At 73.1% G+C, this 11,536-nt stretch carries 10 protein-coding genes; all 10 read right to left on the bottom strand.

The window, feature by feature from the left end; genetic code table 11:
- Nucleotides 1-129: 129 nt before the first annotated feature.
- Nucleotides 130-1,578: a GuaB1 family IMP dehydrogenase-related protein gene (locus ACFVGY_RS36145; protein WP_385686320.1), complete on the bottom strand. Its 1,449-nt coding sequence runs from the start codon at nt 1,576-1,578 to the stop codon at nt 130-132.
- A gap of 235 nt (nt 1,579-1,813) precedes the next feature.
- The gene (locus ACFVGY_RS36140; protein WP_385686317.1) at nt 1,814-3,178 is read right to left on the bottom strand and encodes an IS701 family transposase; all 1,365 of its coding nucleotides are present in this window, start codon (nt 3,176-3,178) and stop codon (nt 1,814-1,816) included.
- Nucleotides 3,179-3,249: 71 nt separating this feature from the next.
- Nucleotides 3,250-3,897 carry a TMEM175 family protein gene (locus tag ACFVGY_RS36135; RefSeq protein WP_385686314.1) on the bottom strand — a complete coding sequence of 216 codons (648 nt, stop codon included), beginning with the start codon at nt 3,895-3,897 and terminating at the stop codon, nt 3,250-3,252.
- Between the two features lie 81 nt (nt 3,898-3,978).
- A complete protein-coding gene (locus tag ACFVGY_RS36130; protein WP_360633982.1) occupies nt 3,979-4,320 on the bottom strand; it encodes a nuclear transport factor 2 family protein in 342 nt (113 codons plus the stop codon).
- A gap of 12 nt (nt 4,321-4,332) precedes the next feature.
- A complete protein-coding gene (locus tag ACFVGY_RS36125) occupies nt 4,333-5,844 on the bottom strand; it encodes an ATP-binding protein (protein WP_385686310.1) in 1,512 nt (503 codons plus the stop codon).
- Nucleotides 5,841-7,115 (bottom strand): MFS transporter, encoded by a 1,275-nt coding sequence (locus ACFVGY_RS36120; protein ID WP_385686307.1) that lies wholly within the window; start codon nt 7,113-7,115, stop codon nt 5,841-5,843. Before ACFVGY_RS36120 ends, ACFVGY_RS36125 begins: the two co-directional genes overlap by 4 nt.
- 35 nt (nt 7,116-7,150) lie before the next feature.
- Nucleotides 7,151-7,978: an FAD binding domain-containing protein gene (locus ACFVGY_RS36115; RefSeq protein ID WP_385686304.1), complete on the bottom strand. Its 828-nt coding sequence runs from the start codon at nt 7,976-7,978 to the stop codon at nt 7,151-7,153.
- Nucleotides 7,975-10,437, bottom strand: coding sequence for a xanthine dehydrogenase family protein molybdopterin-binding subunit (locus ACFVGY_RS36110; RefSeq protein WP_385686301.1), 2,463 nt, complete (start codon nt 10,435-10,437; stop codon nt 7,975-7,977). The genes ACFVGY_RS36115 and ACFVGY_RS36110 overlap by 4 nt, the downstream gene beginning before the upstream one ends.
- Nucleotides 10,438-10,441: 4 nt before the next feature.
- Nucleotides 10,442-10,996 carry a (2Fe-2S)-binding protein gene (locus ACFVGY_RS36105; RefSeq protein WP_385686298.1) on the bottom strand — a complete coding sequence of 185 codons (555 nt, stop codon included), beginning with the start codon at nt 10,994-10,996 and terminating at the stop codon, nt 10,442-10,444.
- The gene (locus ACFVGY_RS36100) at nt 10,981-11,400 is read right to left on the bottom strand and encodes an NADPH-dependent F420 reductase (protein ID WP_385686295.1); all 420 of its coding nucleotides are present in this window, start codon (nt 11,398-11,400) and stop codon (nt 10,981-10,983) included. The genes ACFVGY_RS36105 and ACFVGY_RS36100 overlap by 16 nt, the downstream gene beginning before the upstream one ends.
- Between the last annotated feature and the right edge of the window lie 136 nt (nt 11,401-11,536).

Here is an 11,536-nt window from a genome sequence, read left to right as displayed (position 1 = left end):
TTGTTTTTTTTATCAGCCGCGCCCCCTGGGGGGGGGGGCCGCGCCCCCGGGGCGCCCCCCCCCGCGGGGGCGCCCCCCCCCCCCCGCGGGGGCGCCCCCCCCCCCCCCCCCGGGACGGGTCGGAGGGGATCAGCTCCAGCTGGCGTGGAGCGGCTTGCCCTCGGCGTAGCCGGCCGCGGACTGGACGCCCACGACGGCCTTCTCCGCGAACTCGGCGAGGGAGCCCGCGCCCGCGTAGGTGCAGGAGGAGCGGACACCGGCGATGATCGAGTCGATCAGGTCCTCGACGCCCGGGCGCTGCGGGTCGAGGAACATGCGGGAGGTGGAGATGCCCTCCTCGAACAGCGCCTTGCGGGCGCGGTCGTAGGCGGACTCCTCCGAGGTGCGGTTGCGGACGGCGCGGGCCGAGGCCATGCCGAAGGACTCCTTGTAGAGCCGGCCGTCGGCGGTCTGCTGGAGGTCGCCGGGGGATTCGTAGGTGCCCGCGAACCAGGAGCCGATCATCACGTTGGACGCACCGGCGGCCAGGGCCATGGCCACGTCGCGCGGGTGGCGGACGCCGCCGTCGGCCCAGACGTGCTTGCCGTACTTCTTGGCCTCGGCGGCGCACTCCAGCACCGCGGAGAACTGCGGGCGGCCCACGCCGGTCATCATGCGGGTGGTGCACATGGCGCCGGGGCCCACGCCGACCTTGATGATGTCGGCGCCGGCGTCGATCAGGTCCTTGACGCCCTCGGCGGCGACGATGTTGCCGGCGACGATCGGGACCTGCGGGTCCAGGGCGCGGACGGCCTTGATCGCGCTGATCATCGACTCCTGGTGGCCGTGGGCCGTGTCGATGACGAGGGTGTCGACGCCCGCGTCGAGCAGCTGCTTGGCCTTGCCGACGTAGTCGCCGTTGATGCCGATGGCCGCGGCGATGCGCAGCTTGCCGGCGGCGTCGGTGGCCGGGGTGTACAGGGTCGCGCGCAGGGCGCCCTTGCGGGTCAGGATGCCGACGAGGCGGCCGTCCTGGTCGACGGCCGGGGCGAGCTTGCGGTGGCCGGCGTCGAGCTGGTGGAAGGCCTCGCGGGGGTCGATGTCGGCGTCGACGAGCAGGAGCTCCTTCGACATGACCTCGGAGAGCTGGGTGAAGCGGTCCACGCCGGTCAGGTCGTGGTCGGTGACCACGCCGATCGGGCGGTTGTCGGCGTCGACGACGACACCGGCGCCGTGGGCCCGCTTGGGCAGCAGGGACAGGGCGTCGGCGACGGTCTGGGTGGGCGCCAGCGTGATCGGGGTGTCGAGCACGTGGTGGCGGGTCTTGACCCAGGAGATGACGTCGGTGACGACCTCGATCGGGATGTCCTGCGGGATGACCACGAGGCCGCCGCGGCGGGCGACCGTCTCGGCCATCCGGCGGCCCGCGATGGCGGTCATGTTCGCCACGACGAGCGGAATGGTGGTGCCGGTGCCGTCGGGCGACGCGAGGTCGACTCCCTGGCGGGAACCGACCGCGGAACGGCTCGGCACCATGAACACATCGTCGTACGTCAGGTCGTACGGCGGCTTCAGGTCATTGAGGAAACGCACGTGCAGAACATCCCAGTCAGTCGGAGGATCCCGTCATACCCATGAGGGGCAGCCGGGAAAACGCACGTACTTCATTCTCCCATGGACCGGCACGAACGCCGCCCGGGCCGATCGTCCAGGACATACCGGAACCTCTCGTGGCTTCCTACGGGACGAGGCTCCCGAAAAGGGCCGCGAGAGGCTCCGGGCTGCGGTGCGCCCCGGCCGGGGCGGGCCCAGCGGGTGGCGGGCCGGGGCGGGCTCAGCGGATGTACGCGCGGCGGGCGCTCTGGCCGGGGATGAACGGCCGGGGCGGCAGCACCGGCGGCGCGCCACCGGTCCGGGTGGCGGTGGCGGGTGCCGTGGCGGTGGCGGTCGGTGCGGCGCCGGCGGCGCCGGCGGCGCCGACGGCGGCGCGGGCGGGCCCGAGGGGGCCGCGGGCGGGGCCGGGGTATCCGGCGGGCGTCCGGCCGCGGGCGCTGAGCAGCATCGACGCGTGGGCGACGCTCGCGAGCGTGGCGTGGTGGTGCCAGCCACGGAAGGAGCGGCCCTCGAAATCACGGATGCCTACGGGTTCGCAGGTCTCGGTGAAATCGAGGGATACCCGGTCGATGAGTTTGGCCAGCAGGAAGAGCTGGGCCAGCGGCCGGTCGCCGATGTTGGTGATCCAGAACTCGGTGGGCAGCAGGGCCGCCTCCGTCCAGGCGCCCATGAGCAGCAGCGGGGTCGGCGGCAGCGGTACGGGCCGGTCCTCGCTGGGGGTGGCGAGGATGGCGGCCGAGGTCAGCAGGGTCACTGCCCCCTCGGCGCGGCCGTGCCGGGTCCACTCGACGACGCGGCGCTGGGAGCGCAGGGAGTCGATCAGTTCGCGTGCGGGCGCGGTGTACGGTCCGGGCCGCTGCCGGCCGGCGCCGCCGAAGGAGACGGGCAGCGAGCCGTCGACCTTGAAGACGAACGGGATGTCCTGGAGGGTGAAGGACTCGACGCAGCTGGCGACGTCGCCGCCGGCGACCTCCATCACCACGGGCCGCCGCTGGAGCTGCCAGGTGGCGGCCATCCGCTGGACGGCGTGGACGGCGTCCTGGGCGGGGGTGAGCGAGCGCGCCGTGTCGGGGATGCCGGCCCGGCGGCGGCGCAGCAGTTCGCTGGTCCACGGCGCGGGCAGGGTGAGGGTCCATTCGACGGGGAAGCTGGATTCGCTGGAGGCGAGCCAGATCCCACTGGCCTGCTGACAGTTGGCGGTGCGGCCGAGCTGGGGGACGAACTGCCGGCCGACGCCGACGGAGCGGTCGCCCGCCTTCTCGATGACCATGGGCCGCACCACCCAGGCCAGCGGGCGCTGGGCGGTGCGTTCGAGGTACTGGGCGAGTGAGCGCCGTACGGGGGTCCAGTCCCACGGCGACTTGCTGATGAACTGCTGGAGGCTCTGCTCTACGGAACTCGCCCCTGTTCCGGCGATGTTGCGGATGGTTTTCTTGCCGCTGGTACGCACGAGGCCGTTGAGATATACGCGGGCCCAGTTTCGCTGGTCCCGCCGGGGTAACGATTCGAAGAATAGCGAGATCAGGACGTCGATCAATTCGGAGATTTCCTTGGCGGATTCCTCCGGCAGCACTGTTCGAGCCATCTGGGCCTCCCCCGCGACCACTAGATCCAATACCCTACTTGACCGCCCCAAACGGCCGTAGGCGCTGGCGGCTACTTCCTGAGGTCGCTGGCAGATTCGAGCCGCTCTTCCTCTACCACGAGGGGGATCGGGATCTGGTTCGCCGCATAGTAGAGCGCAATCAGGAAGTGTGCGACGAGAGTGAGCGTGGCGGAGAAGAGGGACAGGACGACGGTGAGCGGGTAGGCGATGGCGCCCAGGCCGAAGCGCAGCCTGGTGGCGCGGGCACCGTCCTTGTCGACCTGTTCGTGGAACAGGTGGCCGACGCGGGTGACGTACCACCAGAAGGCGAGGAACGCGAGCGCGTAGGCGACGGTGACCGAACTGTAGAGGACTGCGGCCGAGTTGGCGGAGCTGCCGCCGTGTACGAGGTGTTCCGCGAGGACGGTGGTGGTGTACGGAATCACCGATACCACCATCAGCACCAGGAGATTCAGGAACAACAGCGGTCGGTCGACCCTTTTGAGGTGGGTGAAGATGGTGTGGTGGTTCACCCACATCACACCGATGATGAGGAAACTCACCACGTACGCCGCATAGTGCGGCCACTGCTCCCGCACTCCGTGCCAGAAGTCCGAGCCCGTTTCCTCCGGAACCTTGAGCTCCAGGACGAGAATCGTGATGACGATGGCGAAAACACCGTCACTGAATGCCTCGATACGACCGGTTTCGCGTTCCATGACTCCCCTTGGTCATTTCCCTGCGCACACGGGGAGGGCGCTGCCCCGCCCTCCCCGCACACGCTACCCGGATATCGGCGGTCAGCTGCCGAAGCCGGCCGTCTGGCGCCAGATCCGGCCATCGCGGACCACCAGTGTCCCGAATGCGTGCTCCGGCGCGCCGTTCAGATTCATGATCGCCCGGTAGAAGATCGTGTCCTCGGTCTCGATGTACTCCTTGAGTTCCACCAGGGTCGGCTTCAGCGAGAGGTAGCCGGTGAACGTCTCGCGCACGGCGTCGATGCCGACCGAGGCCCCCTCGAAGCGGACCAGCACGGCGTCGTCGGTGTAGTTCTTCATCACCGCGTCGATGTCCAGCGCGGCGAGCGCGTCCATCTGCCGGACGAAGACCGGGTGGAGCTTGGAGATGTCGTACGTGGCCATGGCGACTCCGTTTCAACTGGTGGTGGTGGGTTCGACAGGTGTTTCGGCGCAGGCGGCGGCCGCGCTCAGCGGCAGCCGGACGATCATCCGGGTCTCTCCCGGACGGGATCGGGCCGTGATCGACCCGCGGTGGCGCTGGGTCACGATGCGGTAGCTGAGGTGCAACCCGAGGCCGGTGCCCTTGCCCACGTCCTTGGTCGTGTAGAAGGGCTCGAAGATCCGCGGCAGGGACTCCTCGGGGATGCCCCGGCCGGTATCGGCCACCTCCACGACCAGACAGGCGCCCTCGGCCCGCACCCGCAGGGTCAGGGTTCCGGAGCCCTCCATGGCCTCGGCCGCGTTGTCGACCAGGTTCGTCCACACCTGGTTCAGCTCGCTCGGATAGCCGGTCAGTTCGGGCAGGTCCGGTTCGTACGCGCGCACGACGGTGATCCCCGCCAGCTTGGAGCGCAGCACGACCAGCGTGTTCTCCAGTCCGTCGGGCACCGCGAAGCGCTGCTCGGGCGCCCGGTCGAGATTGGCGTAATCACGAGTGGCGGCGACCAGTTGGGAGATCCTCGGACCGGCCGCGCGCAGCTCCGCGGCCAGCGCCCGGATCTCCAGCAGGGCCGCCAGGTGGTCCAGGGCGGCGGGCAGGGCCGGCTCACCGATGCCCTCCAGCCGCTCCAGCAGCCAGCCCAGCTCCAGCCCGAGGTCCGCGACCCCGGCGCCGAGGAGTCCGGGGCGCTCGGCGCCCGCCTCCTGCGCCCAGTCGGCGACCTCCTCCTCGGCATCGGCCTGGGCGAGCGGGTCGGTGGTGGCCGGCGGGGGCAGCTTGTCCAGCTCCTCGGCCAGCCGGTCGAGGACGGAGCGCTCCGCGCCGCCCGCGGCGGCTCCCCAGGCATGGGCGCTGCGGGTGAGCCGGTCCAGGGCCGGCGAGAGCTCCTGGGCCGCCCGGGCGACGGCGGCCGCCGGGTTGTTCAGCTCGTGCGCGAGGCCCGCCGCGAGGGTCCCGAGGGCCTCGACGGTGGCCCGCTTGCGGGCCTGCACCTCGGAGGACTTGATCCGCCAGGCCAGCACCGGGATCAGGACGGCCGCCACGCCGTTGCAGCGGGTCAGCATCTCGAAGAACACCGGCTTCGGGTAGGCGACGACCGTGGTCGCCGGACCGCTCGCGGCCGCCGTGGCCACGTACGCGCCGTCCGTCAGGAGCGGCAGCTCGCCGGTGAACCGGTGCGCGGCCGAGGGCTTGCCGTCGTGGTCCTCGGCGGCGGCCCCCTCCTCCTCGGTGGAGTGCCGGGTGAGGACCTCCTCCCGGCCGTCCACGACCTTGGTGACGACCAGCCCGCCCGAGAGCAGGACGTGGAAGCCGGTGGCCTCCTCGCCGTCGCGGAAGAGGACCTCCCCGTCGGCGAGCACCCGGGGCTCGGAGACCGAGACCAGCCAGTCCAGCTGCTCCTCGGTCAGCGCGGCGAAGATCTCCAGCCCGGCAAGGGCCCCGCGCAGGTCCGTGCGGCCCGGGTCGGTGCCGTTCGCGGCGCTCATGGCGTGCTCCCTTCGGCCCGGGTCCGGGCGGCCAGCCGCAGCGTGGCGGACAGGGCCAGGACGCACACCCCGGCGACGGCGGCCATGAAGCCGACGGAGGTGCGGTGCAGCCCGTGGATGTTGGTGAGCAGTCCGGCGAGGACCGCCGGCACGCTCATCGCGAGGTACGCGAAGACGTAGACGGCGGCGGTCAGTTCGCCGCGGTGCGCCGGTTCGGCCAGTGCGCTCAGCGCCCGGAAGGCGCCGAGGAAGGCCGCGCCCCAGCCGCTGCCGAGGACCGCCGTGCCGGCGAGGAACACGGCAGCCGAGCTGGTCTGGAGGGCGAGCAGGACCAGGGCGAGCCCGGCCAACAGCCCGCCGAGGCCGAGGACGGCGGTCCGCAGCGGCGCGGTGCGGCCCAGCAGCAACTGGGCCGCGGTGGCCGCGCCCGCCAGCAGGGCCACCGTGGCCCCGCCGACGAGGTAGTTGGTGCTGCGCAGCAGCGCCAGGGCCAGGTGCGGCCCGAGCGAGAGGTAGAAGCCGCCGACCGTCCAGACGGCGATGATGGTGAGCACGAGGACGGCGAACCGGCCCCGGACGGCGGCCGGGACCCCGATCCGGTGCGGGACGATCCGCCAGCTGCGCCCGCCGGGGCCGAGCGGGGCGCTCTCCCGCATCCGGGCGACCCCGACCAGCGCGACCGCGAACGCGGCGACGAGCAGCAGGTAGCTGAGCACGGTCGGGGCGGGCGCGTACTGGACCAGGAGCCCGGCGCCGATCCCGCCCAGCCCGATGCCCACCGTCGGCCCCGCGCTGTTGACCTGGGCGCCGAGCGCGGGCCGCGAGCGCGGGGAGAGTTCGAGGAGGGCCGCCCCCACCGCCCCGGTGGCCAGGCCCACGGCGAGCCCCTGCACGGCACGGGCGGCGAGCAGCAGACCGGGCCCCTGGGCCCCGGCGAACAGGCCCATGGAAGCGATCGCCAGGACCAGCCCCGCGCCCAGCACGGGGCGCCGGCCCAGGGTGTCGGACAGGGACCCGAACAGCAGGAGCCCGAGCAGGACGGTGACGGCGTACACGGCGAAGACGACGGTGACCATGCCGGAGGACAGGTCCCATCTCTCCTGGTAGAGCACGTAGAGGGCGGACGGTACGGAGGAGGAGAGCATCAGCAGGACGAGGACCGCGCCCACGACCCAGAAACCGGAACCCCCGGAGCCGGAGGCGGAGCCCCCGGAGCCGGCGGCCGGCGGGCCACCCGGGCGCGGGGAAACCCCCGCGGTCGTCCTGGTCACGTCGGCCACTCCCGTCGATTCCCCGTGGTGGGCGGTCAGCCGAGGGCTCGTTCTGCCCTCTGCAGCGCGCGGGCGGTGAGGACGCCCGCGAGGTGGCCGAGGTACTCGGCCGAGGTGCCGCGCCCGGGGACGAACTGCTCCCGGGGCTCGGCGCGGAAGGCCGCGAGGACGGCCTCCGTGGTGTACGGCCCCCCGCGCAGCCGGGCCTCGACCCCGCGCAGCCGCAGCGCGCGGGCGGTGGCCCCGGTGACCGCGATCCGCGGCCCGTCCGGAGTGATCCGCACGGCGGCGGCGCACACCGGGTAGCGCGTGGCCCGGTCGGCGGTCTTCTCGAAGGCGGCGGCCGGCCCGCCGGCGGGCACCAGCAGCGCGGTGATCACGGCCCCGGGCGGCGGCCCGGCGGCCTCCAGCTGCTCGGCGGTGACGGTGGTCCGCCCGCCGGGCCCGGCCAGCTCGACCACCGCGTCGGCGGCGATGGCGGCCGCGGGCAGGTCGGTGGCGCGCGGCCCGCGGGCGGCCAGGTTGCCCCCGGCGGTCCCGAGGTTGCGGACCTGGGGGTCGCCGTTGGCCCGGGCGGCCGCGGCGAGCTCCGGTGCCTCGGCGAGCACGCGCGGGCTGGCTGCGAGTTCGGCGAGGGTGGTGAGCGCCCCGATCCGGATCGCGCCGGCGGTGCTCGCGATGCCCCGCAGTTCCGGGAGGCGGCGTACGTCGACGAGCAGGCGGGCGCTGTCCTCCCCGGCGCGCAGGGCCGGCAGCAGGCTCTGGCCGCCGGCCAGCACGCGGGCGCCCCGGGTGCCGGAGAGCAGGTCCAGGGCCTCGGCGAGGCCGGCGGGCCGGGCGTAGTCGAAGTCGGTGAGGATCACAGGGCTTCTCCTCGCAGGCGGCGCCAGACCTTCTCGGGGGTGAGCGGCATGTCGATGTGGGTGACGCCCAGGTCGGACAGGGCGTCGACGACCGCGTTGACGACGGCCGCGGCGGGCGGCACGGTGGCGATCTCGCCGGCGCCCTTGGCACCGAGCACGTTGTGCGGGGTGGGCGTGACGGTCCGGTCGAGCGTGAAGAACGGCGCGTCCGCAGCGCGCGGCAGGGCGTAGCTGCCGAGGTCGCGGGTGAGCAGGATGCCCTGGTCGTCGTAGACGGCGGCCTCCATGAGGGCCTGGCCGAGACCGTGGAGGATGCTGCCCTCGATCTGGCCGCGCACCACCTTCGGGTTGCCGACGTTGCCGGCGTCGTCGACGGCCGTGTAGGCCACCACCTCGGTCTGACCGGTGAGTTCGTCGACCTCGACGACCGCGACGTGGGTGCCGAAGGGGTAGTTGAAGTCCGGCGGGTCGAAGTGGGTGGTCTCGTCGAGGGCGGGCTCGATCTCGGGGGGCAGCCCCCAGCCGTACCAGAGGGCCATCGCCATCTCGGAGAAGGTCTTGCCGTTGTCCGGGTTGCCGGCTTCGTGGACCCGGCCGGCGTCGTAGACGACCCGGTCCTCGGGGACGCCGAGGAGCACCGCGCCGGCCCGGACCATCTTGTCCTTGATCTTGCGGGCGGTGAGGGCGATCGCGGGTGCGGCCATGCTGTACGAGCGGGAGCCGTAGGTGCCCTGCCCGTACGGGGCCTTCAGCGTGTCCCCCTCGTACACCTGGACGGCGGCCGGGTCGATGCCCAGCTCGGCGGCGGCGACCTGGGCGAAGACGGTGCCGTGGCTCTGGCCCGTGGAGGCGGAGCCGACGGTGACGGCGACCTCGCCGGTGGGGTGGACGCGGATGTTGGCGCTCTCCCAGGTGCCGCCCAGCATGCCCTCCTGGGACATCCGGGTGGAGGGGCCGACCCCGCAGATGGCGACGTAGGTGGCGAGGCCGACGCCGAGGCGCTTGCCGCGGGCCCGCGCCTCGGCCTTGCGGGCGGGCATGTCGGCGTAGCCGGACAGCTGCAGGGCCTTGTCGAAGTTCTCCCGGTAGCTGCCCGAGTCGTAGGTCCAGCCGAGGCCGTTGTCGTACGGGAAGCGGTCGTCCGGCACCAGGTTCCGGCGGCGGACCTCGGCCGGGTCCATGCCGATCTCGCCGGCGTACCGGTCGACGAGCCGCTCCATCAGGAACGCGGCCTCGGCGCGGCCGCTGCCGCGCTGGGCGCCGAGCGGCACGGTGTTGGTGAAGGCGGCGTAGACCTCGCAGAACGCGGCGGGGATCTCGTACATGCCGGTGATGGAGCGGCCCATGAGGGCGGTGGCGACGCCGGGGCCGATCGTCGACGGGTAGGCGCCGAGGTTGGCGTGGCTGGTGCAGCGCACGGCGGTGATGCGGCCGTCCCGGGTGCCGGCGAGGGTGACGTGCTGGCGGTGGTCGCGCCCCTGGACGGTGGAGTTCATCAGGCCGGTGCGGGTGTCCACCCACTTCACGGGCCGGCCGAGCGCCTTGGACAGCAGCAGGACCAGTGCCATGTCGGGGTAGAGGTACCCCTTGGTGCCGAAGCTGCCGCCGACGGTCGGGGCGATCACCCGGAGCTTGTTGAAGGGGATGCCGAGGACCAGTGCGGCCAGCAGGAAGCGGTGGTTGTGCGGGCCCTGGGTGGAGGCGTACAGGGTGTACTCGCCGGTGGCGGCGTTGTAGTCGCCGACGGCGCCGCGCGGCTCGATGGGGCTGTTGATGGTGCGCTGGTTGACCAGATCGAGCTCGACCGTGACCTCCGCCGCGGCGATGGCCGCGTCGGTGCGCTCCTTGTCGCCGCAGGTCCAGTACGCGTTCAGGTTGCCCGGGACGGCCTCGTGCAGCTGCGGGGCGCCCTCGGCGAGGGCGTGGTCGGCGCGGGTGACCACGGGCAGCGGCTCGTACTCGACGGCGATGGCGGCCAGCGCGGCGGCGGCCTGCTGCGGGGTCTCGGCGACGACGACGGCGATCGCGTCGCCGACGTGCCGGACGGTGTCTGCGGAGAGGACCGGACGGGAGCCCGGAAGTCCGTAGGGGTGGGGCGGGAAGTGGCTCTCGACGCCGCCGGGTATCCAGATGCAGGGCAGCGGCATGACGTCGGCGAAGTCGGCGGCGGTGGCCACCTTCAGCACGCCGGGCAGCTGCTCGGCGGCCTTCGTCTCGATCGACAGGATCCGCGCGTGGGCGAGCGGGCTGCCGAGGATGGCCATGTGGGCGGTGCCGGGCAGGTTGACGTCGGCGACGTACACCGCCTGGCCACGCAGCAGCTGCGGGTCCTCGCGGGCGTCGAGGGGCGCCCCGAGCACCCCGCCGCCGGACGCCTGCTCCTGCGGCTCGGCCCGTTCCGGCCGGTCCGGGTCCCGGTCCTGTTCCTGGAGCGGGTTCTCCCCCGTCACAGCGGTCATGACCTCACCCCTCCTGTCCGGACGCGGTGGCGGGCACGGCCGCGCTCTCCCCCAGCCCCTCGGGGACCTCGGCCCGGGCTGCCGCGCAGGCGCGCTGCACCCCCCGTACGACGCTGTGGTAGCCGGTGCAGCGGCACAGGTTGCCGGTGAGCCACTCGCGGATCTCGGGCTCGGTCGGGGCCGCGCGGTCGGCGGCGTCGTTGGTGAGCGCGGTCTCGACGAGCTCGCCCAGCGCCATGACCATGCCGGGGGTGCAGAACCCGCACTGGGTCCCGTGCTCCTCGCGCAGCGCCTCCTGGAGGCCGGTGAGCCCGCCGTCCTCCGCGGCGACCCCCTCGATGGTGGTCACCGCGGAGCCGGCGGCCGCGGCCGTGAGGACCAGGCAGCTCTTGACGGACCGGCCGTCCAGGCGGACGACGCAGGAGCCGCACTGCCCGGTGTCGCAGCCGACCTTGGTGCCGGTCAGGCCGAGGCCGTCCCGGAGCCGTTCCACGAGCAGTTCGTTCGGCCGGGCCGAGAACCGCTCGGGTCTTCCGTTCACGTTCAGTGAGAGATCCATGCCAGCGCCTGCGCTTCCGTGAGCGGCCGGTTGAAAAGGGGCCCGCCGGGCTGCTGGAGAATTCCTCCGGAGTGCAGCGGGCCGGTGTCGACGGCGGCGAATCCGAGGTCCGTGATGATTCCCGCGACGATTTCTTTCGCTTTTCCGTCGTCGCCCGCCGTGAAATGGGCCAGGCGCTCGCCCGGGGCGGTACCGGCCACGGCGAGGGTTTCGTAGTGCATGGTGTTCAGGGACTTCACAACCCGGGCGCCTGGGTACCACTCGGCGACGAGCTCGCTGGAGGTGCGCCCGCCGAGGTCGGCGGGGGTGCCCGGGCCGCTGAACGCGTTCGTGGCGTCCACCAGCAGCCGGTCGCGCAGGGAGTCCGGCGGGAGCAGCCCGCGGACGCTGGCGTGGGGCAGCATCAGCACCAGGAGGTCTGCCCGTTCGGCGGGGGGGGGGGGGGGGGCCCCCCGCGCCCCCCGGGGCCCCGGGGGGCGGAAGGGGGCCCTGGTCAGGGGGGCGCCGGGGGGGGGCGCCCCCCACCCCGGGCGCGGCGGC

Source organism: Streptomyces sp. NPDC127106 (assembly GCF_042677605.1).
GTDB lineage: Bacteria > Actinomycetota > Actinomycetes > Streptomycetales > Streptomycetaceae > Streptomyces.
The sequence above is the reverse complement of the archived record's forward strand: the minus strand, read 5'-3'. Positions and strand labels throughout refer to the sequence as shown.

What these genes read in the sequence shown, in the direction of transcription:
- ACFVGY_RS36105 (WP_385686298.1), bottom strand. Translation starts at nt 10,996, where the DNA reads ATGGATCTCTCACTGAACGTGAACGGAAGACCCGAGCGGTTCTCGGCC.
- ACFVGY_RS36135 (WP_385686314.1), bottom strand. Translation starts at nt 3,897, where the DNA reads ATGGAACGCGAAACCGGTCGTATCGAGGCATTCAGTGACGGTGTTTTC.
- ACFVGY_RS36140 (WP_385686317.1), bottom strand. Translation starts at nt 3,178, where the DNA reads ATGGCTCGAACAGTGCTGCCGGAGGAATCCGCCAAGGAAATCTCCGAA.
- ACFVGY_RS36125 (WP_385686310.1), bottom strand. Translation starts at nt 5,844, where the DNA reads ATGAGCGCCGCGAACGGCACCGACCCGGGCCGCACGGACCTGCGCGGG.
- ACFVGY_RS36130 (WP_360633982.1), bottom strand. Translation starts at nt 4,320, where the DNA reads ATGGCCACGTACGACATCTCCAAGCTCCACCCGGTCTTCGTCCGGCAG.
- ACFVGY_RS36110 (WP_385686301.1), bottom strand. Translation starts at nt 10,437, where the DNA reads ATGACCGCTGTGACGGGGGAGAACCCGCTCCAGGAACAGGACCGGGAC.
- ACFVGY_RS36100 (WP_385686295.1), bottom strand. Translation starts at nt 11,400, where the DNA reads ATGCTGCCCCACGCCAGCGTCCGCGGGCTGCTCCCGCCGGACTCCCTG.